The sequence below is a fragment of the Acidovorax sp. GW823-FHT01C06 genome (assembly GCF_058798375.1).
Genome location: NZ_JBXAKN010000002.1, coordinates 547,255 through 571,365 on the forward strand (window position 1 = coordinate 547,255; position 24,111 = coordinate 571,365).

Consider the following 24,111-nt stretch of genomic DNA (forward strand, 5'->3'; position numbering starts at 1 on the left):
GTTTCCATGCCACTGCACCTGGGGACGTGCGCCAGATGACGTATGGCGGGCACGGGGCTTGCTGCCTATGATGGAACAGCTCTCGCCAGATCACCCCCGTGCGCCATAGCACGCCCCTCGTGGTCACCCCGCATCGGCTGACGCGCGAGCCAACAACACCAGCATTGAGTACAACGACATGGAACTGACGCCTCGCGAAAAAGACAAGCTGCTGATCTTTACCGCCGCCCTGCTGGCCGAGCGCCGCAAGGCCCGGGGCCTCAAGCTCAACTACCCCGAGGCCATGGCCCTGATCAGCGCCGCCGTGATGGAAGGTGCCCGCGACGGCAAGACCGTGGCGCAGCTGATGAGCGAGGGCCGCACGGTGCTGACCCGCGCGGACGTGATGGACGGCATCGCCGAGATGATTCCGGACATCCAGGTCGAGGCCACCTTCCCCGACGGCACCAAGCTCGTCACCGTGCACCAGCCGATCGTCTGACCCCTTTTCTCCCTCTTTCTCTCTGTGGAGCCCCCATGCGCATCGCACTCTCACACCGCCACACAGCCGCTCTTCTCTTCATGGCTGCCAGTGCCATCAGTACCAGCGCCGTCGCCCATACCGGCGCTGAAACCCACATCCACAGCAGTTTTCTGAGCGGCTTTGCCCACCCATTCTTTGGCCTGGACCACCTGGCCGCCATGGTGGCCGTGGGCCTGTGGAGCGCCCTGGCCGCGCGCGGCGCCGGCCGCGAACTGCTGTGGGGCCCCGTGGGCTTTGCCGCCATGCTGCTGGCGGGCGCCGTGCTGGGCCTGCAGGGCGTGGCACTGCCCGCGGTGGAACCGATGATTGCAGCCTCGCTGCTGGCCACCGGCCTGCTCGTCGTGTCGCGCCTGCGCGTTCCCGGCCTGGTGGCCGCGCTGGGCGTGGGGGTGTTTGCCGTGTTCCATGGCGTGGCCCACGGCCACGAGCTGGCAGGCAGCGACAGCGCCTGGCAAACCCTGGCGGGCATGCTGGCCGCCACCGTGCTGCTGCATGGCGCGGGCCTGGCGGCGGGCTGGGCGCTGCGCCACCGCCACGTGTGGCTGGCGCGCGCTGCGGGTGCGGGCGTGGCAGTGTTCGGTGGTGCGCTGCTGGCGCAGATGGCCTGAGCCAATCCGCCCCACAGGAGCATCCCATGATCCCAGGCGAACTCTTCACCGAACCCGGCGAACACCCGCTCAACACGGGCCGCCGCACCCTCACGCTGGTGGTGCGCAACACCGGCGACCGCCCCATCCAGGTGGGCTCGCACTACCACTTTGCCGAGACCAACAACGCACTGGGCTTTGACCGCGCCGCCGCACGCGGCATGCGGCTGAACATCGCATCGGGCACGGCAGTGCGCTTCGAGCCTGGCCAGGAGCGCACCGTGGAACTGGTGGACTACGCGGGCCAGCGCCGGGTGTATGGCTTTCAGGGCCTGACGCACGGCGCCCTGTAGAAATACCAAGCCAAAACGGCCTCCAGGGCTTGTTGAACAAGCGCTGGCAGCTATCAAAAATATAGTCATCAGTTCTCGCGGAGCACACCCCATGGCAACCATTGGACGACGCGCCTACGCCGAAATTTTCGGCCCCACCGTGGGCGACCGCGTGCGCCTGGCCGATACCGAACTCATCCTCGAAGTCGAGGCCGACCACACGCTGCGCGCCGGCAGCTATGGCGAAGAAGTGAAGTTCGGCGGCGGCAAGACCATCCGCGACGGCATGGCGCAAAGCCAGCGCAGCAACGCACAAGGCGCGGTGGACACGGTGCTGACCAACGCCCTGGTGGTGGATCACACCGGCATCTTCAAGGCCGATATCGGACTCAGGGCAGGCCGCATTGCCGCCATCGGCAAGGCGGGCAACCCCGACACCCAGCCGGGCGTGGACATCATCATCGGCCCCGGCACCGAGGTCATCAGCTGCGAGGGCAACATCGTCACCGCGGGCGGCATCGACAGCCACATCCACTTCATCTGCCCGCAGCAGATAGAGGAAGCCCTGGCCAGCGGCGTGACCACCATGCTGGGCGGCGGCACCGGCCCCGCCACGGGCACGCTGGCCACCACCTGCACGTCGGGCCCCTTCAACCTGGAGCGCATGCTGCAGGCGGCAGACGCCTTCCCCATGAACCTGGGCTTTCTGGGCAAGGGCAACGCCAGCCTGCCCGATGCGCTGCATGAGCAGATCAACGCGGGCGCCATCGGCCTCAAGCTGCACGAAGACTGGGGCACCACCCCCTCGGCCATCAGCAACTGCCTGGACGTGGCCGAAGCCACCGACACGCAGGTGGCCATCCACTCTGACACGCTCAACGAATCGGGCTTTGTGGAGGACACCATCGGGGCCGTGGGCGGGCGCGGCATCTGCGCCTTCCACACCGAAGGCGCGGGCGGCGGCCATGCCCCCGACATCCTGCGCGTGGTGGGCGAGGAGAACTTCCTGCCCAGCTCCACCAACCCCACCATGCCCTACACGCACAACACGCTCGATGAACATGTGGACATGCTCATGGTGTGCCACCACCTCGATGCCAGCATTGCCGAGGACCTGGCCTTTGCCGAAAGCCGCATCCGCAAGGAGACCATCGCCGCCGAAGACATCCTGCACGACCTGGGCGCCATCAGCATGATGTCCAGCGACAGTCAGGCCATGGGCCGCGTGGGCGAAGTCATCCTGCGCACCTGGCAGACCGCGCACAAGATGAAGGTGCAGCGCGGCAGCCTGGCAGGCGACACCGCCCGCAATGACAACACGCGCATCAAGCGCTACGTGGCCAAGTACACCATCAACCCCGCCATCGCCCACGGCATCAGCCACGAGGTGGGCTCGCTCGAAGTCGGCAAATGGGCCGACATCGTGATCTGGAAGCCCGCCTTCTTCGGGGTCAAGCCCGCGCTCATCCTCAAGGGTGGCCTGATCGCCATGGCCGCGATGGGCGACCCGAATGCTTCCATCCCCACGCCGCAGCCCGTGCACTACCGGCCCATGTTCGGCGCGTTCGGCGGGGCCATCGCCAGGACCTCGCTCACCTTCGTGTCGCAAGCGGGCCTGAATGCGGGCATCGGCGAGCGCTTCGGCCTGCGCAAGACGCTGTCCGCCGTGCACAACATCCGCGGCGTGCGCAAACAGCACATGGTGCACAACAGCTACACGCCCAAGATGGAAGTGGACGCACAAACCTACACCGTGCGCGCCGACGGCCAGCTGCTCACCTGCGAGCCCGCCACGGTGCTGCCCATGGCGCAGCGGTACTTCCTGTTCTGAGGTCGCGCTCCGTGAATGCTGTGCTGCAAGACCTGCACATCCGCCTGGACGATCTGAGCGATCCACGCATCGAAGCCTTCATGCAGGAACACCTGCAGGACATGTACGCGGTGTCGCCGCCGGAAAGCGTGCATGCCCTGGAGATGGACCAGCTGCGCCAGCCCGGCATTGCCTTCTGGTCCGCCTGGCTGCCTGACGCGGAGGGCGACGTGCTGGTGGGCACCGGCGCGCTCAAGCAGCTCGACGCCACCCACGCCGAACTCAAGTCCATGCGCACCAGCGCCCGCCACCGGGGCCAGGGCATCGCCCGCCAGTTGCTGAACCACCTGCTGCACGAGGCCCGCTCGCGCGGCTTTGCCCGCATGAGCCTGGAGACGGGCCCGCAGCCCTTCTTCGAGCCCGCGCGCCAGCTGTATTTCCAGCACGGCTTTGCCGAGTGCGGCCCCTTTGCCGACTACGGCCCCGACCCTTACAGCTTCTTCATGACCCGTCGGCTGTAAACCGGGGGCGCCCAACAGGGTTGCGCCCCTGGCCGACAATGCACGGTCTACCCGCTGGAACAAAGAAAAGAAACGCCATGATCCAAGCCTCCAAGCTCATCCCCCAAGGCAAAGGCCTTGCTCCCGTTCTGGTCAAGCGCGCCACCACCATCGAACTGGACTGGGACGTGCGCCAGAAAAGCCGTTTCGCGGCCACCGACTCCGCCGGGCGCGAGCTGGGCATCTTCCTGCCGCGCGGCACGCTGGTGCGCGGTGGCGATGTGCTCGTGGCCGAAGACGGCTCCATGGTCCGCGTGATCGCGGCGCCGCAGCCCGTGCTGGTCATCACACACTGCGCCAACCATGGCAGCCCGTTCGACCTGACCCGCGCCGCCTACCACCTGGGCAACCGCCATGTGCCCATCGAGCTGCAGCCCGATCACCTCAAGATCGAACCTGACCACGTGCTGGCCGACATGCTGCGCGCCATGCACTTGATCGTTAAAGCGCAGGACCTGCCGTTTGAACCCGAGGGCGGCGCCTATGCCGCAGGGCACGGCGGCCATGACCATGACCACGGGCACGATCATGGGCATTCCCACGATGCCGGCCAGGGTCACGGCCATGCGCACGGACACGAACGGGGCGCCGCCCCGGCCCGCGCCCGCCCCGTGGCCATCCCGGTCGTCGCCCAGGGCCATGTGCACGGCCCCGGCTGCAACCACGGCCATGACCATGAAAGCCACGGGCACAGCCACTGACGGGCTGCGTCCCCCTTCCCCGCCATGCGCCTCGAACGCCCCGCCCCCCTGCCGGCAGCCAGCCTGCTGCAGCTCATCTGGCTCGCCTCGCCCGCGCTGCCCGTGGGCGGTTTCTCGTATTCCGAGGGGCTGGAAAGCGCGATTGAAAACGCAGGCATCGCCAGCGAAGCCGCCGTGGCCGACTGGCTGCTGGACCAGTTGCACATCACCCAGGCACGCGGCGACATGGCCCTGATCGCCAAGGCCGTGGGCGCCTGGCGCCGCGCCGACTGGGCGCATGTGCGTGAACTCAACGACTGGGTGCTGCACACCCGAGAAGCCAGCGAACTGAGGCTGCAGACCGAGCAGATGGGCCGGTCGATGGCCGACTGGTTGCGCAACCAGCACCAGGACGATGAAGAGACCCTGCCCAGCATCCGCCACCTGGCCGCACTGCCCCCGACCTACCCCGTGGCATTCGCGCTGGCCGCCTCCACCACCCAGGCGCCCGTGCGCGACGTGCTGCTGGCCTACGCCTTTGGCTGGGCCGAAAACATGGTCCAGGCCGCACTCAAGTCCATGCAACTGGGTCAAAGCGCCGGCCAGCGCATCCTGGCGCGCCTGGCCGATGCCATCCCCCCCGCCGCCGACCACGCCATCGGCCTGATGGACAGCGAGCGCCAGGCCTTTTCTCCCATGCTGGCCATCCTGAGTTCCCAGCACGAAACCCAATATTCCCGCCTCTTCCGATCATGACCACCAGCACCCTGCACCACATCCCGAACCGTACCAAGCAACTGCCCCCCCTGCGCGTGGGCATCGGCGGCCCGGTAGGCTCCGGCAAGACCACGCTGCTGGAAATGCTGTGCAAGGCCATGCGCGACGACTACGACCTCATCGCCATCACCAACGACATCTACACCAAGGAAGACCAGCGCCTGCTGACCGTGAGCGGCGCGCTGCCACCCGAGCGCATCCTGGGCGTGGAGACCGGAGGCTGCCCCCACACCGCCATCCGCGAAGACTGCTCCATCAACCTCGAAGCCATCGACCGCATGCTGGGCGAGTTCCCCAATGCCGACATCGTGTTCGTGGAAAGCGGCGGCGACAACCTCGCCGCCACCTTCAGCCCCGAGCTGAGCGACCTCACCATCTACGTCATCGACGTCGCCGCCGGCGAAAAAATCCCCCGCAAGGGCGGCCCCGGCATCACCAAGAGCGACCTGTTCATCATCAACAAGACCGACCTGGCCCCCCACGTGGGCGCCAACCTGGACGTCATGCACGCCGACACCACCCGCATGCGCACCAACGCCCAGGGCCTCAAGCCCTTCGTGATGACCAACCTCAAGACATTGGCAGGCGTGGCCGACGTGGTGAAGTTCATCGAGACCCGCGGCATGCTGCAAAAACCCGCGCCCGCCGTGGGCTAGAATTCGCGCCTTCCCTCCCGGAGACTTGGGTGAGCGGTTTAAACCAGCAGTCTTGAAAACTGCCGACGGGCAACCGTCCGTGAGTTCGAATCTCACAGTCTCCGCCAAGACACTAGCAAAAAAGCGCCCTGTAGGGCGCTTTTTTGTTTGTTTCTACCATCAAATCCACCAAAAGAAGTTTGCTTCGGTTGGTCATTGATGGAGCTTGCTGAAGGGAGCAACTTGAGCCGTGCTTTCAGGGGGCCTCCACCACTTCTCGCATGTGAGTTCTCCGAGCCTGGGACGAGTCTGTTTCTCTGTCAGCGTTGGGCATTTTGAGAGCTTCCGAGTTCGTCAAGAGGATAGGCGCGACAGCAGATATCCCTGAGATCGGGAACGCTCGGCCATGCACAGCGAACGCCAGACCGGCTCGCACAGCCAGAGGATCCTGTCGGCCCGCTACGCCTGCTACCATGTTGCACTGCAACATAGCCTGCGCCGATGAGATCATGGACCTCGACGATCCCTACCACGAACTTGGCCTGGAACCAGGCTCCAGCGATGCCGAGGTGAAGGTTGCGTGGCGCCGCCTGTCCGCACGCTGGCACCCGGATCGCAACAACAGCCCGCATGCCCTGCGAAAGATTCAGCGTATCAATCGGGCGCTGGAAATGATCCGCAACGCCCGGGCCGAACCAGAGGCTGAAACCGAAGATCCCACCCCCGGTGCGGAACAATCCACCGTCGAGCACACCATCAGCCTCACGCTCGAGGAGGTGGTGACCGGTTGCGTCAGGGAAGTTCGAGGCGAGGTGATCGAAGACTGCGCCGAGTGTGCCGGCAGTGGCCTGCAACTGCAGGCTACCGAGTGCAGTGAATGCGGTGGCGCCGGCCACATCCGGCCGCATCTCTGGTTCGCCTGGATCTCGTCCACGGACAAATGCGCAGCCTGCCAGGGACAGGGGAAGACGCGCCACAGCTGCACGGCCTGCGCGGCGAGCGGTAAGGCACCGCCGAGCAAGTACCGCTGCCGGGTGCCGGTCGCGCCTGGCGCGCGCGCTGGCGACCTGCTCGATGTCACCGCCCGAGTGAAAGGCAATCGACGCCAGCACAAGCTGTCGCTGCGCGTGCGCGTGGAGCTGCAGCCGCACGAATTCTTCACGGCTGAAGCCGATGGGACCTTGAAGTGCGAGCTGCCCGTCGATGGATTTGCATGGATGGTCAATCGCTGGATTGAGGTTCCAACCCCCCGCGGGCTGCAACAGATGAAGCTGCGGCGTGGCCATCTAAACTACCGCATCAAAAACGCGGGCCTGCCGTGGACGAACGAGGCACAGGCTGGGGACTGCATTGTCACCGTCGTACCAATGTTTCCGCAGGAGCTTAGCCAGGAGCAGGAGGCCATGATCGATCGGCTGGTGGTAAGCAACTCCGGGACGGCCAGTACGTCGGCAGGTGATCGCATGGTGGCATGGAGCCAGTTGGTGAACAACTGGCAGGATCGGCGCAGGTGAGAGCCTCGACGACCATCAGCATGGTGGACTAATGGTGGCCCGCTTTGGCCAAGATCATCGGTACGGAGCTGTCGTTGGCCGCAGAGTTATGACCGACTTGTTAAGGCTGATCTGAGTCGTTCGGCTCGTCGGGCTGAGGGGCGGCTTTCGGGGACACCGGTCATTCAAAGTCGGCAGCATTGAGCGGTAGTTCTACCCGCGACGCGGGTCATTCGGCCGCGTCGCTCCTCGCCTCAGCAGGTGAACGGCCGCTCCTGCAAACGGCGACAGGCGCATCAAGCCCCAAAGCCGCGGGCGGAATCGACCACTCCATTGGGGTAGCGGACATTCAGCATTTGAGTTCAGCCAAGCCGTTGGCTCCGAAGCCTGACTATCTCTTCATGGCCGCCGCAAATGAAGAAGACGAGCGCGAGGTGCGCCGAGTTTATGCCCCGCTACCCACGGGATCGACAATCTACGTCAGTGTGAAGAACACCCACACTACGGCGTAGACGTGCGCCAGCGGCCGTCAGGCGAACACGGCAACGCCGTTGAACAGCTATCCGATGAGCCAGCACCACCTAGGAAATAGAGCCTGCAGCTGCTCGGATCAGCGGAAAGCGATGCCTTCCTCTAGCTTCTCTCCAGCGGTGACTTTGAGGAGTCCGACCAGCACTCCAGTGCAGAAGAGGAAATCGCCAAGCCATCCAGCTATGCCGCGCAGTGGCGGCAGCACGCTGCCACAGATGCAAACCAGCAGTATGGCGCTGACCCCAAAAAAGAAATGGGCTGTTCCACCTTCTTATTGGTCTTGTCAATGAAACATTCGCTGTACTGCGCCATGTTCTGAAGCACCGATGAGGTTGCGGCAGGCGCCTTAGGGGTAGATGATGCGGCTGTAGGCCGCCCAGTCAATCGCAGGGACTGAGCCGAGCGATTGCAGCCGATCGAGCAGGCGGAAAAGGAAGAACATCATGGCTGCTTCATCCGAAACGACGAGCGGGCTCCCGCTGTACCGGTCGTACGAACCATGGTCGAGTGCGCAGACGCAGTCGAGCGCTGAGTCGGGGTCAGTGGTCAGGTTCTTTAGGAACGGCTTGCCAAGGCCACTCTTCCAGCCCGCCTTCGGTGCAAGGAGGCCCGCGAGGATGCGGAAATGCGGCTTGGCCGGATATGTACCGCCTGCGTGCGAGATTGGAACCGAGGTCCGGGTCATCTTGCGCACCGATGCAGCTTTGGCCTCTGCATACTCGATGTAGCCCTTATTGACCTCCGGCTTGCATTCAAAGACTGCGTAAACGGCTTCGGCTGGGATGTAGCGATGGCTCTTCTGGTCAAGAAGAGTCGGAGTGAAGTGCCGGTCAAAGATGACCGCGTCAATTTGCTCGCTACGGCCACCCGTTGAATCAATGATGATCCCGGTCGATACCTCGTAGCGGTTGGGTAAACACGAACGGAGAAGTTCGACCCAATGGTCCTCGTTTACCGCGCCCATGGTCCCTGCATGGCTCACGGATTGTGTGGCCAAAGTCATCTTGGCGCGTAGCGCCACTCGGACGTTCGAGAAAGCCTCCTTCATCCAGGTCGCATCGCCCGGTGCTGCGGTGAGAGCGATGGAGGTCGGAGCGATAGGGTTTTGGTTCATCATGCGCTACTCAGGACAGAGGAAACTTCGGACCGAAAAGCGCGCGCCATGCCTTAAGCGCTTCGCCGTTTTGACCTTTGCGTGCCAGGTCGATGGCATGAGACGCATCGCGGCTTGCAGCAGTCAGCAATTGGCGAGCGCGCTCCTTGCGAGCGGCGTCCATGCCGTCACTGATTGGCGAGCCCAGGCCGGCCGGGTCAGGCCACTCGTCCTTGATGCGGTCGGCGAGCGATGAAAAGAAGGCTTGAATCTCATAGTCGAACCGCCCCTGCCAGCCGCCATGAAGGCATTCGAGCGCCATAACCTCGATGAGGAAGGACGGCTTGACCGGTTTGTCGGCGCCGTGCTTCGCGTTGTTGTTCCAATACTTCACCATCCGTACCAGCCCCTTCCATTCGCTGTCGAAGGCTTGATGTGCGCGCTTGGCCGTCTCCGCATGGGTGTCGGGGTTTGTCTTCATCCACTTGGCGGTGTCGGCGTTGGGAATCTCGTAGTCGTCCCCGGCTGTGACGGCCGGCACGACGTCAACGCTCAAGACGCGGTAGTCCGTGTTGTCATCGGAGTCGACCACCACGCCGAAATCAACGTTGATAGAGCGGCCCTGCTTGCGCACAGCGTCCTTGCCGTACTTCTCTACCAGCGCGTTGTAGTAGGCGTCCAGGACTACCGACGGCGCCTGAGCTCGATACTTCTTGGCATCGACATCAGCCATCACGAAGAAGATGTCGATGTCTTTAAGCGGCTTTGTCTTGGTGTACCTCGCATACGAGCCGGTCAAGAAGTCGCGGTCGATGGAGAATTTAGTGCGGATGTACTCGCGCACCTCGGTATGACGTTTGGAGGCGTTGTCCTGTTCGCGGGTATTGAGCTCGAGGCGGGACTTGAATTTGCGGAATGCTTCTTCGGTGGCAATCATCAGCGGGTTCTCCAGTAAGCGGCGCTCGCACCGAGGCCGCTGTGTTCAATCGTTGAACCGAGGCTTTGGCGCACCATGCCCTCGATAGAGCGGGCGGGTACGGGACCCCAGCCATCGACATCCGGACGGCCCGGCTTGTTCTTCAAGATCACGTCGTAGTTCGCCGACGCAGGTGCAACGCCGGCCTTCTTGATTGCGTACTTCAGCTGCTCCGTATCAGTGTAGAAGGAGCCATCACCGCTGCCTGTGGAATAGACGATGTCGATGTCCCAGCGAACGACTAGGTCGTTGGTGGATGGGTTGAAGACTTCAAGCTTCACGCGTTCAAGGTGGCCAGATTCAATCCATGTCTTGATGGCGCGTTGGTTGCTGTCCCATTCCTTGGTTAGCTTCTCCGGGTTCAGGCCGCTGAGGCGGACGATGTCCTTCAGGCTCTTTAGGATGTTGTCAGTAACGTAGGTCACCGAGTGGGTGTATGTGTTGATCGATACGGAACTCATAGCTTCATGAACCTTTCCAAATCGAGTTCCACGGCGGCGGTTGCCGAAGCTTTCTCAGTGGTGTCGGTGGCGATGCCACTGGCCGCGTCGCGTGCGACCACACGGCTGGTGATCTTCTTGAGTGCTGCTGCGACCCATGAAAGGTCTTCGGCCGCAACAGGCAGGGATACCTGCCAGTCGCCTTTAAGGGCGTCAAATCCCAGCTTCGCTTCGTTGCCGGCTGACGTTTCGAGCGACTCGTCGTCAAACAGGCAGTAGATGCGGGTGCGTGGGCCGTCGCAGGTCGCGACGATCGGACTGGCCTTCGGTGACTGGTCGGCGATGACGCTCGCCGCAATGCCGGCCACGCTCATCAGTACAGCACGAGCTTCCACGTTCGAGCTGCTGCCGCTAAGGAGGTCGACGATGGCGGTCCAGGTGGCCGAAGCGTCGCGGAATGGAACGCTGCGGAAGTCGCGGCGCACGGTACTCATTTGGAGTTCTCCTTGAGCGCGCGTGCGGACTTTGCCAGCTGGGCTGCAGCGAGCAAGTCGTCGGCGGTCAGCTTGTTCGGGTCGAGAGCCGTCTCGCGGCGCATGGCCATTGCGTTAACGACCATCTTGCGCAGCGCGCGACCGTCTAGGCCGTGGCTGGCCTTGGCAATCTTTGTGATTTCCGAAGAGTTCGCGATGACGCCAAGCGCCGGGAACTGCTGGGCGAGGCTGCCCAGACAGAGCTGGAGAATCTGCTCTACAGCTGCAGGGCCCGGCGGCGGAACTTCGATGACTAGGTCACAGCGCGAGGTGAACGCGCCGTCGATAGCCTGCGGGAAGTTGCTAGTCGCGATGAACAGGATGTTGGTGTGTCGCTCGGCAAGGGCGTCCAGTTGAACCAACACTGCATCGGTGGCGCGATGGACGTCCACCGGATTCGCTTCCAGGCTCAGGCGAGTGCGGTCCGCCGCCAGCGTCTCCACTTCGTCGAGCAAGACCATCGTCGGGCCCAGTGCGGCCTGTTCTACGATGGTCTGTGAGAACAGCTGACTCACTGCGCGCTGGGTCTTGCCCATTGCGGAGCTGGTCAGTGCGTGTGGGTCAACCTCGACGAGCCGGGGTTTCTCGCTCTTCATGATGCCGCCCACCTTGCTGGCCAGTCCTCGGGCCAAAGAAGACTTACCCGTGCCTGGCGGTCCTGAGAGCAGAATGACGCCGTGCATCGGCAACTGGTCGCGCGACACCAAGGGACGCAGCTTGAAGTTCAAGAGTGCCTGGGAGAGCAGACGTTCCTTGATGTCGCCTGCGACGACGATGCCGTCCCACTGGGCATCCAGGGTTTCATGGGGCAAGACACGCACGGCTGCAATGCCTGGTGGTAGGTCTTCAGGTTGCACGAGATACTGTGCAGCGGAGGGGGCTTTCAATGTTGTTCCGTCCTCTGGGGACGCCGTTGTTACGATGAAAGGTAGTGTTCCCGTAACACGGATAGGTTTGGCTGAAGGCTGGTTCAGGTGTGCTGTCTCGGCGGTTACCGGGTGCAAGATTTCCACGACTCGTCTAGGGTTTCCTTATCTGAATGCCTTGGCGGTTCAGAATCCTGCATCGGCTAGCATGAATAACTGATGCCAAGCCGTGAGATGCTCGCGTCATCCGAAATAGCTCTGCCGAGGCTAGCCATGACCCGTATCGCCATCATTGAAGATGTACCCGTTGACAGCGAGAACATCAAGGTGCTCATTAAGAGCTCGATGGATGCCGAAGTCAGGCAGGCCTTCACAAAGGAAGAAGCAGAGACGCTGTTGAGGTCAGAGCAGTTTGACCTAGTCATAATGGATGTCGAACTCGGAGCCGGCGCTAAGAACCGATACGCAGGGCTTGGCCTGCTGAGCGATATCCGTGCGAATTGGCCGACTATCGTGGTTTCCGGTATGCCGGAAGAGAACCTTCGAGGTCTCGCGCTGACGCTACACGCCTACGACTTCATCCCGAAGCCGATTGAAGAGCAAGACCTCATCAACACCATTGAGCACGCGCTCATCTGGGCAAAGTCGGATGCGGCGCGTGACCTTGCCGCACAGCCTGGGTTACCCGAGGGACTCACGGCTGACCCACAGCGGAAGAATCGGTTTCGTTGGAAGGGCCAGCCCGTCCAGCTGACTATTACGGAGCTAAGCATCGTCCAGGCCCTGGTTGAGCAGCCTGGAGTACTGATCGAAACGCGAGCCCTACTGAAGAACTTGAAGTCCGGCCTGTCCTCCAAGGCGCTCGCAACCCAGATGTCGGGTGTCCGCAGGAAGTTCCGTGAAGTAGACGTTGACTTTGACCGTATCGACAATGAACCAGGCCGCGGCTACCTCTGGAAGACGTCACCGTAAGCGCTGGGTCCAGCGTCTCAAGCGCTGGGACTTCACGCTCGGCACTATCGCGTTTCTAGCAGCCCTGACTCTATGCCTCCTCGGGGCTGTAGCTGATATCAATCTCGCGGCGCTTCAGAAGGAACATCGAGTTCGAGAGTCTGAGCTGAAGGGGCAACTCGCGCAGTTCCTGCTCAGCATTCGCGAGCCCGATGGATCTTCGTTATTGGAGAACCCCCAGGAGTTCTCCGCTGGGTCGCGTCCTTTGAACGTAGTGACGCTGCGCCGGTCATTCTTCACTTATCTCCTGCAGACCGGTAACGCAAAAGGATTCAAGGCTGTCGACATCAGCTTTGAGGCACCTCGTGCGTGTCAAGTCGAATACCAAGGTGTGCGCCAAGACGGGACTTCTTCTGGGAGTCTTCGCGCCTGCTTTGCTGCCGTGCTCGGAGACCAAAGCGGTCGATACGTCTACTTTTCCCTGCGTTACCCCTCACGCAAGATTGAGCGCCACCAGCCAGGTCGCCCGCTGGCAGAGGTAAATAGCGTCGTCCTCACATTCAGTGGCCAAAAGCAGGGGCGCCTCACGCTCTCTTACCAGATTCCTCCGCTCGCGAAATCCAGGTATCCGTCGCAGCTGGCACGCTTTGACCAAGTTCATGAGTTGGCCGGTTTCTCAGCCGGTGAGGGGGGCCAGCCGTCAAGACTTGTGAGTGGCCAAGCCTTTGAGAGCTTGGTCGAAGAGGACGGAAATGCGGCGCGCAACTACGTAACTGTCGTGGGACGGCTGGATGCAGCGCTCTTTCAGGCTCCATCTTCAGATGAACCGTGGCCGACGAGCTCGCTCAAGAAAGTGAACATCGGCGTCGAGGTCCGCGACAAGGCGGGGCCGGACGACAAGGTAGAGGTTTTGTTCCAAGTTCCCGCTGGACAGGTTGGAACACCCCTTGTTTCACTGACTCAAGCCTACTTGGCAGCGGTCCCCTCCCGGGCATCGCTGCAGGTCAGAGCATATGCGGCCGCCGGGAACGGGCCCGTTGTCTGGCGCTCCGACGATGAAGGCATTAGTCAATCCACGACCCGGCTGGACGGAAGGTGGCAGTGGGTTGCCGACAAGTGGACCGAACTCGTCATCTCGAAGGCCGTTCTGCAAAGCTCGCCGATGGTCGAGTCCCAGAACTTGCGGATTGGAGGTGTCACGAACGCTGTGGCAACTCTGACTTCGACGCCATTCATGTTGCCAGACCTTGCAACTAGAGCGTTCACCTGGATTTCTGGAGCCCTCTTCCTCATCTTGGGAATGGCCTTCTACTGGGGGCACAACAATTGGAAGTTGCGACGAATTCGGAAGACAGCCTATTCCGTTGTAGTGAAGCGAACGGGCGAGGAGCGGTTAAAGCAATTTGCTGAGCGAGACGAACTCGGGACCCTAGCTCGAGTGTTCTACCTAGTTCTTCGGCGGAGTCGCTCTCGTGACTCCAACTTGGTCAAGCGGCTACGTGAAGAACAGGCCGTGCGAGCCGAAAAGCTCCGGCTGCAAGAAGGTCATCTGCAGAACCGCAAGTCCATTCTCGACGCCATCGGCCACGAAATTCGCTCGCCGTTGCAATCGCTCCTGAACATCACTAAGGATTTGCCTGCCGTTCAGCAGCAGTTGGGTCGCATTAGGCGGGCTGTCACTGCGCTCTTCACGGCCAATAGCGTGGAGGAGGGCCTTCGGTCCGGAGAGATCGCCGTGGCGCCTCATGACTTGGCTGACTGGCTGAGTCGATTCGCACATAACCTCAATGAGGTTGGGCGAAAAGTGAAGTACGTTGGTCCTACCGACGAGGTCATTGTTCAAATGGATTCCATGCAGCTGGAGCAAATTCTCGACAACCTGCTTGACAACGCAGAGCGATATCGCCTCCCTGGAACCGACATTGAACTACGACTTCAGAGAGGAGACTCCTTCGTTGAGCTGGCCGTATTTAATCAAGGCCCAGCCATTCCAGAGGCTGGTATCGAGCAGATATTCGATTTGGGTGTCTCCGACGGCCATTCGGGGGTGAACAGCGGTCTTGGCCTCTTTGCATCTCGCATTTACGCTTTGGCGATGGAGGCTACGCTGTCCGCTCGCAATGAGCTGAATGGAGTCTCCTTCTTCTTGCAGTTCCCGTGGCGCGCAACCAAGTAGTCTGGGGAGCAAATGCGGTTCACATCTTAGACCTCGATGAAAGGTGACCTAGCCGACAAAGCGCCTTAAGAGAAGAGAACATTGGCCGCGAAAGCTATCCAGACACGTTATTCGAAGATGGACTTTTCGCTAGCGCGTGACGTCTCGAGGTAATCGAGTACGCGCTGCATTTCCTTAGGCTGCGATCGCAGACTCGGCAGTAGGTCTTTACTCATCGTGGCGCTAAAGGTAACCATTTCAGGGCTACCTTCGCTTGTCACAACGGACATATCCACTCGCAGTTGAAGCAACTTGGCGAACGAGTTGAGGTTTTTGTCACTTGAAATGAATAGAACACTCTCTCGTTTTCTGTTTTCGTTCCACATCCTCCGTATGTAAGCCGCTTCTATGATGAGGCGGATATCAGCCACCGCGTTATAGGCCCCCTGGTCGGTTGGGCTGACAGCTGGTTTCAGAACCTTTCTTGCAGATCCGCACCCGTAAAGGCAAGCCACCGCACAAGTGATGAGCGGGTGCGAGAGCGTAACTTCATACTCGCGAGCTAAAGCGTCGATCTTCGGTAGGAACTCGCACGCATCATCCCATCTGCGCTCTTGCACGACGAGGGCTTGTAGTTTCCCGGCCAACGGGACGAGCTCACCAACCTTTTCTCTCATATGTGGGGCGAGAGCCGCGACCATCGTGGCGCTGAAGGTCTGGAGGAATTGGGAATCCGTCTTAGCGAAGTGATAGAACATGCCGACTGCTTGGGTGTCGGCAATTAGCTGGTCAAGAAGCTCTGGCCCGGACTGCGCCCTGCGTACGCTACCTTCGAGAATCGAAAGCAACGGGCTGACAGTGTTGCTCTTGCGATCAATGGACCGTGCAGTGAGTGCACCCTTAGTATGACAACCCTTCAGGGAATTCTTGATGTCCTCTACGACGTTCTTATCGAGTAGATATATGGCCATGAGCTCTGTATGTATTTTAGGTTCGCGGCAGGAGCCGTTCATTTGTACCGTGTAGCGACCCGACCGGAATACCAGCCACCTTGACCGCTGCGCCATCTACAAGATATCTCGTCCTCAACGGCGGTTGGTCGATCATGACGTAGTGGCTGCCAGGGATGAGTAGATGCGCCAGCAGACTGTCGGTCGGAACACCGTAAAACCTCTGGCCGACCGTGATCAGCCAGGTCACATCTCCGATCTGAAGACAACTGCCACTGCCCTAGGGTCAGAAAAGCTGAGCGGCAGCAACCACAAGGGATACCAAGCAGCATATTCCGCAATATAGGCGTCGTTCTCTTCAAGCATTTTTTCATGCAAGAAGGAGCCAACTTTGATCAGGCAAAGAATTTCTTGCGCCCCCCTCCCCCCTGCTGTAACGTTTCTTCATAAGTTCATGCACTCGAAATGGAGGGACTATGACAGTGACGATCGGCGGCAAAGATTGCCGCATTGGCCTTGCTTTGTCTGGCGGGGGATTCAGAGCCGCTGCCTTTCATCTAGGCATGTTGCGTAAGCTTCAGTCACTGGGGCTTCTTCAACGCATTGATCTTTTGACATGTGTCAGTGGCGGAAGTATTGCGGGAGCAACGCTTGCGGTGAATTGGTCGAGTGGCGTTGATGCAGCGCTGGAAAAGCTCGACGAGTACCTCAGAACCAAGTCAATTGCGGTGGGATCCGTGATCGGGGGCATCCTGGATCCGTTTGAGTCCCGCCTGGACAAGTTGGCAGAGAGCTACGACAAAGATCTCTTCGGTGAGAAGTCGTTGTCCACTCTGCAACACGGCCCTCGGATCTATTTGAACTCGACGAACATTGCGACGGGGAACATGTTCTTCTTTGTCGCTGGTGGCGGGAGCGCCTCTAAAGCGGAGATGGGCGAGCATGAGCTTGGCGTTGTCGATGCGGGAACCTTCAGAATCAGCAATGCTGTTGCGGCATCTTCAGCATTCCCGCCTGTTTTCGGACCTCTGCGGCTGGATCCGGATGTCTACCCTCCGGCAGAGAAAGTGGGCTATGTGACGCTCACGGACGGAGGTGTCTACGACAACCTCGGTATCAATCCTGGTCTGCGTGTGGAACGAAACAAGCTCGACTATTTGATCACCAGTGACGGAGGAAAGCCGTTCACCAATACCTCGGAGCCTACAGAGGCCGGAGCCATGGTCCTCAAAGCTGCACTGGACATTCTGATGGAGCAAGTGCGAGGGCTGCAGTTCGATCGCATGCAGCATCGGCACTTGGCGGGTAAGGGGCCAAAGCCACTGTGGTTCTCTATCGATAGCGTCGAGGGACAAGCCAACCCGGGAGATGCCACCTTTGCGTCCTCGATCAGCACCAACCTGAAGCGGCTGAACAACGACGAAATGACTGTTCTCCAACGCCACGGAGGGGCACTCGTTGAAGCCCGCCTTCGTTCATACGCACCCGAGCTCCTCGCGGCGGTTTGATCCGATCTGTCCAGGTCGAATTGCGACCACATATGGTCGCGCAGTCTAGAGGAGCCCAGCCGTGACGATGATCAAGCCAGGCAAGCAGTCGTTCTTAGTGTTGGCCCAAGATCCAGGAGTGACTGGGCCCGCAGGAGAGCGGGTATTTGCGACTGTAGATGTCCCAGCAGAACGACTTGCCCTCGGGCCCACGGGATACCGGGTCAAGGTCGTTGACTTCGATGCTGAGGCCGGTGTGCTGTACAAGGCCCACGCATACCAAGAGGATGCGGAAGGCAGGCTAGAGGACATTTTTGCGGCCCAGCTTCCACCTCCCGGGAGCAAGCTCCGCAAAAAGGTGGAAGACCAATTGCTAGCCAACCCGGCGTTTCACGGGCAGAACGTCTATGCGTTGGTAATGCGAACGCTGGCGCGTTTTGAGTACGCGTTGGGACGGCGGGTGCACTGGGGTTTCGATGGTCATCAGCTCCATGTTGCCCCGCACGCCTTTGTGGATGCCAATGCGTTCTACTCCCGTGAAGACCGCGCGTTGATGTTCGGCTACTTCAAAGCCGATCAGGAGCCTGTGAAGCCTTTTGTCTTTACGAGTCTCTCGCACGACATCATCGTGCACGAGACTACCCATGCTCTGCTGGACGGGCTCCGCGCAGGCTTCATGAATTTCTCCGGACCGGATCAGGCTGCATTTCATGAAGGTTTCTCAGATGTTGTCGCGCTGCTGTCGGTCTTTTCCCTCAAGGAAGTCGTTGAACTGGCCCTGACTCAGTTCAATGATGTTGCCAACCGCGTAGTCATCAAGAGCAAGGGCAAATCTCTGATTCATCGGAGGGCGCTCACTGCCAGCGCTTTGACCGACGGCGCCCTCATGGGACTTGCGGAGGAGTTTGGGCGGGCGCTTGGTGGGATGCGAGCGAATGCTTTGCGTCGATCAGTGCGAATCAAGCCCTCGCGCGACTTGCTCGACTCTCCAGACTTCCGAGAGCCGCATACCCGAGGGGAAATCCTAGCTGCCGCCCTGATGCGCACGTTCCTTCAGATCTGGCTGCGTCGCATTGAGGAGCTTGGGACCTTTGATGATGGTTACTACAACCTCGTGGAGGTTGCGGCCGAGGGGGCCAAGGTGGCAGACCACCTTCTCACCATGTCAATTCGAGCCCTCGACTATTGCCCGCCTTTGGACTTGGAATTCGGGGACTACCTTGCAGCGCTGCTCACAGCAGATGCTGAAATTGCCCCCGATGACAAGAGGTACCACTATCGAAACACTGTCTTAGAAGTATTTGGGTCCTTCGGAATAGTGCCTCCTGTGAGTAGAACGGACGCGAGTGGCTGTTGGCTCGGCTTCTCGCAGCACGCCTCTATCCAGTACCGGAGGACGAACTTTGAGTCCATGCTCCGCGACCCAGAAGAAGTATTCCGATTCGTCTGGGAAAACCGAGACGCGCTGGGCGTCGACGAGCGGTCCTACACCCAAGTAGTCTCTGTACGCCCCAGCCTACGCATCGGGCCTGAAGGCTTCCTGTTGCGCGAGACCATCTGCGAATACGTCAGCCGCGCCAACATATTCGGGGCGGAGCTCAAGGTGGTTTGTAACGTGGATCCGCGCCCACCAGGTGTGAGCTCCAATACGGCGCTGACCGTCTATGGCGCAGGTACGCTTGTGTTTGACCAATATGGCCAGTTGAAGTACCACATCGCCAGGCAAATGAACGATGGTCAATGGCAGCGCAAACGGCTTGAGTACCTGGTCGGCGAGCCCACGGAGGATCCCGAGATAGGCAGTGCCTTTGCCAATCTACATTGGATGCGAGCGCACTGCGCTTCTTGTGATGACACAGGCAAACGGCAGAGAACTTCGTCCAGTCCGCGAGCCAAAAGCGCACAACCTGTATCGCGTCCGATCAAAGGCCATTTAGGAGGCTCGGTATGAGTACGAACAAGGCGCGTGCGAAGACCGGCACGGGGGCAAAGCATCATGCTTTGACGAAGTCCGCCAAGGGACCGACTCATCTCAATCTGTTCGCCTACCAAGTAGGCTTTGGCGACTGCTTTCTGTTGCAGTTCGTGTATGGGGATGGCGACTCTGACAAGCGGCATGTACTCATTGATTTCGGTACCACTGGAGCGCCAGAGGCAGACAGTGGAAAGCTAATGCAAAGAGTTGCGGAAGACATCAGGGAGAAATGTCGGGGATCGCAACTGGATGCTGTTGTGGCCACACACCGACATGCCGACCACATCAGCGGGTTCGCCACAAAATCCAACGGTAGTGGCTCCGGAGACATCATTCGGGCACTTCAGCCGCGCCTTGTACTGCAGCCATGGACTGAAGATTTGACATTGGCAACGGATGCCACGGGGCCACGTACAAAGAATGCCAAAGCCACCTCTGGGAGCGCTCGGGCGTTTAGCGCGCTTCAGGCCATGAACAACGTGGCGGAGCAGGTCGTCAAGTTGGCCGCCGAGAAACCAGGAGGACTACCACGCGGCCTGGCTGACCGGCTTGATTTTCTTGGGCGGGATAACACCAAGAACCTTTCTGCTGTTGAGAACTTGGCGGACATGGGGAAGGCAGGAAAAAGCTCGTACGCGTACTACGGCATGGAGGATCCTCTTAAGGATTTGCTACCCGGTGTAAAGACCCACGTTCTGGGGCCACCCACGGTGGATCAAAGCGCGACTATCAAGAAGCAGCGCGCTACCGACAACGATGAGTTTTGGCATTTCCATGCTCGTGGAGTGTCCACGGCAAACTCAATCGACGGCAATGCGCATGGGCCATTTGCTGCGAGCTATGTTTTCGCCAAAAAAGGCAAGCTGCCGCGAGAGGCACGCTGGGCGGCGAAGCACATCACCAATGCTCGCGGCAATCAGCTTCTCGGCATTGTCACCATGCTGGACAAGGCGATGAACAACACCAGTCTCATCTTGCTTTTCGAGGTGGGTGGAAAGCGGTTGCTGTTTCCTGGTGATGCGCAGATCGAGAATTGGTCATATGCACTTGAACAACCCGGGGTTGCGGAGATGCTGGCAGATGTTGACCTCTACAAAGTCGGACATCACGGAAGCCTGAATGCCACGCCCAAGTCACTGTGGAAGGGCTTCAGCAAGCGTGGAAATCCGTCAAAAAAGAATCGCATGACCTCCGTTCTCTCGACGATGGCTGGCAAGCATGGCAGCGAGGAGAAGCGAACAGAAGTTCCAAGAAAAACGCTGGTTGATGAGCTTAAGCACGATACGCATTTCCACTCCACCCAGGAGATGGCAATCAATGGACTATTTACACAAGTCCGAATCGATTTTTGAGCAATGATGTCACGAAGTCCGCTCGCGGCAATGAAGATGCTGCCAGTATTTCCTCAACGTGAAGTTAAGGCGAACGCGCACATCACACAGAGTCGCACGCAATGCTGGCTCAGTACGGACACGTCACGAATGCTCAGTTGCCATATTGTCTGCAGACGGAGATGCAGTCATGATTAAGCTTCCTCAAACCAGACCTCCAGAATTCTTTCTTTCGCAGGAAGCGCTAATGTTGCGAAAGGAAGCGGAGGCCTTTTTTTTAAGAACGTCCTCATCTCGAGCACAGTCTCGGTTCGACTTCCAACGCATTGGCACTCGCATTTATCCGCACGTACGAAGGGGTTTTAGAGAACAGCTGCCTGCGAAGTGCGCCTATTGCGAGACGCCGACCGAGAAACCCGATATCGAAGCATTTCGGCCGAAGCAGCGTGCAGCCAACCTGGACGGAAAGATTGACGATGGTTACTACTGGTGGCTGACCTTCGAGTGGAGCAACTATCTACCGGCTTGTCGCCAATGCAACACCTTGAAGGGGCAACGCTTTCCCGTTAGAGGCCTTAGGGCACCGATCGGTGCTGTAGGAGCCGCGCTGGAATCCGAGGACCGGCTCTTGTTGGATCCTCGTGTAGATGAGCCCACGCGCGTACTACTCTTTTTGGATGATGGCCGCGTCACGAGCAACGATGAAAGAGGGCGAGTAAGCATCGACGTCCTGGGACTCAACCGAGATTCGCTTGTCGAAGCTCGAAGGAATGACCTACTCGTATTGCTTTCGCTCATGACTAAGGGAAAGCCTAGTGAGCGGCAGTTGGAAGGCATTTTTAAAGTGCTTGCGAGAATGACGGCGCCCGACCAACCCTTTACCGCTATGAGGCGACAGTATGTGAAAGCCTGGGCCGTTGAAGCATCGAAGGCCAGCCCAAGGCTGCACCGATTGACACGGAGCTTCCTCGATTTTGAGACTGCCCTGGTTTCCGGTCTCAACTCACGCAAGAAGGAGATCAAGGACGCGTCTTTGGGACTGACAGCCCGGAACCAGGGCACTGAGTCCTACTCGATCGCCGACAAGAACGTGTCGGATGATTACTACCGCCAAGCAAGGTTCATCGAGCGTTTCGAATTGATCAATATCAGGGCTTTCGAAAAACTGGAACTACGCGCCTCCATCGGTAGCGGCAACCCAGGCGAGTGGCTCGTCCTGCTTGGTGAGAACGGCTGCGGCAAGAGCACAGTGCTTCAGGCCCTTGCATGCGCGCTCGTTGGTCAGGCTGGCGTCGAAAGCACAGGCATCAAGGCAACCGACCTCCTGCGTCGTGGATGTAGCCGTGGACAAGTGACGGTACACGTAACAGGGATGTCAAAGCCCATCGTGATGACGCTCATTCGGCGAGGCAATCGAATCCAGGTGGATCCACCTGAGCCGAAACTGATGGTGCTCGGGTACGGCGCGACCCGCTTGCTGAAGCAAGATAAAGATGTCGCTCCCAGTAGTTCCAGGTTCAGGATTAACAACCTCTTCGACCCGTACTCTCGCCTGAGTGATGGACGGCCATGGCTCTACGAAGCCAAGAAGACTGAGTTCGATAGATTTGTACGCTCTTTGTCAGCACTCTTGCCACGAGCCGACGGCGCGAAGTTCACTCGCAGAGGTGACCGAATATTTGTCGAAACGCCTGGAGTCAAAGACACACTGGATACCCTCAGCAGCGGCTATCAAGCGGTACTTGCACTAGCGTTGGACATCATGAGCGTGATGCGGCTGGGTTGGCAAGACATGGCTTCGGCCGAAGGCATCGTGCTAATCGACGAAGTGGACGCTCATCTCCACCCAAGGTGGAAGATGCGGATTGTCCAGCGCCTCGGGGAGGTATTTCCTCGCATGCAGTTTATCGTCACCAGTCACGAGCCACTGACCTTACGTGGGCTAGAGCGCGAAGAGGTCGCTGTGCTTAAACGAACTCTGGATGGCAAAGTGGTCGCCATAACAGCGGACAGTGCAGACTTCCCATCTCCGCAGTTGATGCGGGTCGATCAGCTACTGACCTCCGAATTGTTCGGTTTGAACTCCACCGAAGATTTAGCGATAGACACGCTTTTTGAGGAGTACTACGTTTTGCTCGCTCAGCGCTCGAGAACAGCAGCGCAAGACGCCAGATTGAGTGAACTGCGCATGCAACTTGATGACGGTGCGCGCCTTGGATTGACTCCAAGAGAGCGGCTGGTGTTTGAAGCTGCAGACGCCATGATCGCCCAAAGTAAGGCTAACTTTGAGGCGTTGTCTGACTCAACTCAGGCGGCCGCGCGGGAGCGTTTGAAGTCGTTGTGGGCGGAAGTTCGGATTGAACCGCCTGTGGCTGGAAGCGGAACGTGATACACGTAGATCGAGTTCCTACTCCCGCCAGCCTTGACGGCATCGACGCCAAGGGTGTGAAGGAGACGAAGGATGCCATCCTAGCGGTGAAGAACGGCATCCAGTTCGAGTTCAAAGCCTACAAGGAAGACGACGTCGTCGCGGCGCTGCGTGCGATGTTTAACAAGAAGTGCGCCTATTGTGAATTCAACTACGCCGCCGGAGGCCCCGAGGACATTGAACACTTCCGTCCGAAGGGCGGTGTCATTGTCAATGGAAAGCTTGCGCAGCCGGGGTACTACTGGCTAGCTGCCGCATGGAGCAACTTGCTGCCGTCTTGCATCGACTGCAATCGCAAAAGAGCCAAGGAGTTCATCGACAGAGCAACAGGTGTATCGGGCAAGGCGAACTTATTTCCGATTGCTGACGAGTCCCGACGCTGGCGCAGTCACGGGTCCAAAAATCGGGAGGAGCCATTGCTTCTGAATCCCTGCGACGACGATCCCGAGCAGCACCTTGAATTTCTCGACAAGGGATTGGTGCGGCCGGCGCTGGACGCAGTTGGAGCTCCAAGTCGTAAGGGAGAAGCGTCGATCGAGGTCTATGGACTCGCGCGGAAGGACTTGGTCGAGCAGCGGGAGAGGAAGCAGACGCGAGTGCGAGCGGCTCTCCAGCAAGCGAGTGAGATTGCCGCAAAAGCTCAGGCCACTGCCGACCCGGTGATGCGTTCCTTTCTGGACGATCAGGTGAGAACCCTGATGCAAGAGGCTCAAAGCCACCTCGACAAGACAGAACCCTACCTGGCGGCTGTCCGAGCCGTATTTCGGGAGTTCGGGCTTCACCCGTGACCTGTGTGTGGCGTCAGCACCGTATCAGTACCAACAGGCAGATTGCTATCAAAGGGCAGCGGCAGTAGACACCAACACCTACGGCTCCAGTCCATCCAAGGCTGTGTTGTACTTTTATAGAAGGTGGTGAGAATGAATCGCCCCGGATTCCCTAGACACTTTTGAGCCGTTGGAAATGGCGTCTTTCGAACTCTACCGGTGAAGTATCTC

22 protein-coding genes and 1 tRNA gene are annotated in these 24,111 nt (G+C 59.7%); 17 read left to right on the plus strand and 6 right to left on the minus strand.

The window, feature by feature from the left end:
* Positions 1-178 precede the first annotated feature (178 nt).
* The 10 genes from AC1RCS_RS08050 to AC1RCS_RS08095 all read left to right on the plus strand — a co-directional run bounded on the left by AC1RCS_RS08050 (position 179) and on the right by AC1RCS_RS08095 (position 7,418).
* Entirely contained in the window at positions 179-481 is a 303-nt protein-coding gene (locus AC1RCS_RS08050; protein ID WP_055399013.1) for an urease subunit gamma, read from the plus strand.
* Between the two features lie 35 nt (positions 482-516).
* Complete coding sequence (locus AC1RCS_RS08055) at positions 517-1,131, plus strand: HupE/UreJ family protein (RefSeq protein WP_218341494.1); 615 nt, start codon at positions 517-519, stop codon at positions 1,129-1,131.
* Between the two features lie 26 nt (positions 1,132-1,157).
* On the plus strand, positions 1,158-1,463 hold the full coding sequence (locus AC1RCS_RS08060) for an urease subunit beta (RefSeq protein ID WP_218341495.1): 306 nt from the start codon (positions 1,158-1,160) through the stop codon (positions 1,461-1,463).
* A gap of 91 nt (positions 1,464-1,554) precedes the next feature.
* A complete protein-coding gene (gene ureC, locus AC1RCS_RS08065; protein ID WP_492244226.1) occupies positions 1,555-3,273 on the plus strand; it encodes an urease subunit alpha in 1,719 nt (572 codons plus the stop codon).
* Between the two features lie 11 nt (positions 3,274-3,284).
* Positions 3,285-3,773 (plus strand): GNAT family N-acetyltransferase, encoded by a 489-nt coding sequence (locus tag AC1RCS_RS08070; protein WP_492244227.1) that lies wholly within the window; start codon positions 3,285-3,287, stop codon positions 3,771-3,773.
* A gap of 77 nt (positions 3,774-3,850) precedes the next feature.
* Positions 3,851-4,513, plus strand: a complete 663-nt coding sequence (gene ureE, locus AC1RCS_RS08075) for an urease accessory protein UreE (protein ID WP_492244228.1) — start codon at positions 3,851-3,853, stop codon at positions 4,511-4,513.
* Positions 4,514-4,537: 24 nt separating this feature from the next.
* On the plus strand, positions 4,538-5,248 hold the full coding sequence (locus AC1RCS_RS08080; protein ID WP_492244229.1) for an urease accessory protein UreF: 711 nt from the start codon (positions 4,538-4,540) through the stop codon (positions 5,246-5,248).
* Positions 5,245-5,925 (plus strand): urease accessory protein UreG, encoded by a 681-nt coding sequence (ureG, locus tag AC1RCS_RS08085; protein WP_218293566.1) that lies wholly within the window; start codon positions 5,245-5,247, stop codon positions 5,923-5,925. Before AC1RCS_RS08080 ends, ureG begins: the two co-directional genes overlap by 4 nt.
* A gap of 19 nt (positions 5,926-5,944) precedes the next feature.
* Positions 5,945-6,032: transfer RNA gene (locus tag AC1RCS_RS08090), tRNA-Ser, on the plus strand.
* A 381-nt stretch (positions 6,033-6,413) separates the two neighbouring features.
* On the plus strand, positions 6,414-7,418 hold the full coding sequence (locus AC1RCS_RS08095) for a DnaJ C-terminal domain-containing protein (protein ID WP_492244230.1): 1,005 nt from the start codon (positions 6,414-6,416) through the stop codon (positions 7,416-7,418).
* Between the two features lie 856 nt (positions 7,419-8,274).
* Here AC1RCS_RS08095 and AC1RCS_RS08100 read toward each other — a convergent pair.
* The 5 genes from AC1RCS_RS08100 to AC1RCS_RS08120 are packed head-to-tail and all read right to left on the minus strand — an operon-like array spanning position 8,275 to position 11,857.
* The gene (locus AC1RCS_RS08100; RefSeq protein ID WP_492244231.1) at positions 8,275-9,045 is read right to left on the minus strand and encodes a DUF6602 domain-containing protein; all 771 of its coding nucleotides are present in this window, start codon (positions 9,043-9,045) and stop codon (positions 8,275-8,277) included.
* A 7-nt stretch (positions 9,046-9,052) separates the two neighbouring features.
* Positions 9,053-9,958 (minus strand): CBASS oligonucleotide cyclase, encoded by a 906-nt coding sequence (locus AC1RCS_RS08105; RefSeq protein WP_492244232.1) that lies wholly within the window; start codon positions 9,956-9,958, stop codon positions 9,053-9,055.
* A complete protein-coding gene (locus tag AC1RCS_RS08110) occupies positions 9,958-10,458 on the minus strand; it encodes an HORMA domain containing protein (protein WP_492244233.1) in 501 nt (166 codons plus the stop codon). Before AC1RCS_RS08110 ends, AC1RCS_RS08105 begins: the two co-directional genes overlap by 1 nt.
* Complete coding sequence (locus AC1RCS_RS08115) at positions 10,455-10,931, minus strand: hypothetical protein (RefSeq protein WP_492244234.1); 477 nt, start codon at positions 10,929-10,931, stop codon at positions 10,455-10,457. The genes AC1RCS_RS08110 and AC1RCS_RS08115 overlap by 4 nt, the downstream gene beginning before the upstream one ends.
* The gene (locus AC1RCS_RS08120) at positions 10,928-11,857 is read right to left on the minus strand and encodes an AAA family ATPase (RefSeq protein ID WP_492244235.1); all 930 of its coding nucleotides are present in this window, start codon (positions 11,855-11,857) and stop codon (positions 10,928-10,930) included. The genes AC1RCS_RS08115 and AC1RCS_RS08120 overlap by 4 nt, the downstream gene beginning before the upstream one ends.
* 252 nt (positions 11,858-12,109) lie before the next feature.
* Between AC1RCS_RS08120 and AC1RCS_RS08125 the strand changes: the two genes are divergently transcribed.
* Together AC1RCS_RS08125 and AC1RCS_RS08130 are read left to right on the plus strand one after the other, a co-directional pair.
* Positions 12,110-12,808 carry a response regulator transcription factor gene (locus tag AC1RCS_RS08125; RefSeq protein WP_492244236.1) on the plus strand — a complete coding sequence of 233 codons (699 nt, stop codon included), beginning with the start codon at positions 12,110-12,112 and terminating at the stop codon, positions 12,806-12,808.
* Positions 12,768-14,963, plus strand: a complete 2,196-nt coding sequence (locus AC1RCS_RS08130) for a sensor histidine kinase (RefSeq protein ID WP_492244237.1) — start codon at positions 12,768-12,770, stop codon at positions 14,961-14,963. The genes AC1RCS_RS08125 and AC1RCS_RS08130 overlap by 41 nt, the downstream gene beginning before the upstream one ends.
* Before the next feature lie 107 nt (positions 14,964-15,070).
* On the opposite strand, the gene AC1RCS_RS08135 is transcribed toward AC1RCS_RS08130, so the two are convergent.
* Entirely contained in the window at positions 15,071-15,955 is an 885-nt protein-coding gene (locus AC1RCS_RS08135) for a hypothetical protein (RefSeq protein WP_492244238.1), read from the minus strand.
* 413 nt (positions 15,956-16,368) lie between these two features.
* Between AC1RCS_RS08135 and AC1RCS_RS08140 the strand changes: the two genes are divergently transcribed.
* The 5 genes from AC1RCS_RS08140 (at position 16,369) to AC1RCS_RS08160 (ending at position 23,901) form a co-directional block, all read left to right on the plus strand.
* Positions 16,369-17,400: a patatin-like phospholipase family protein gene (locus tag AC1RCS_RS08140; protein WP_492244239.1), complete on the plus strand. Its 1,032-nt coding sequence runs from the start codon at positions 16,369-16,371 to the stop codon at positions 17,398-17,400.
* Positions 17,401-17,461: 61 nt separating this feature from the next.
* A complete protein-coding gene (locus AC1RCS_RS08145; RefSeq protein WP_492244240.1) occupies positions 17,462-19,330 on the plus strand; it encodes a hypothetical protein in 1,869 nt (622 codons plus the stop codon).
* Positions 19,327-20,706 carry an MBL fold metallo-hydrolase gene (locus tag AC1RCS_RS08150; RefSeq protein WP_492244241.1) on the plus strand — a complete coding sequence of 460 codons (1,380 nt, stop codon included), beginning with the start codon at positions 19,327-19,329 and terminating at the stop codon, positions 20,704-20,706. The genes AC1RCS_RS08145 and AC1RCS_RS08150 overlap by 4 nt, the downstream gene beginning before the upstream one ends.
* Positions 20,707-20,875: 169 nt before the next feature.
* The gene (locus AC1RCS_RS08155) at positions 20,876-23,074 is read left to right on the plus strand and encodes an AAA family ATPase (protein WP_492244242.1); all 2,199 of its coding nucleotides are present in this window, start codon (positions 20,876-20,878) and stop codon (positions 23,072-23,074) included.
* Positions 23,071-23,901, plus strand: coding sequence for a retron system putative HNH endonuclease (locus AC1RCS_RS08160; RefSeq protein ID WP_492244243.1), 831 nt, complete (start codon positions 23,071-23,073; stop codon positions 23,899-23,901). Before AC1RCS_RS08155 ends, AC1RCS_RS08160 begins: the two co-directional genes overlap by 4 nt.
* Positions 23,902-24,111 lie beyond the last annotated feature (210 nt).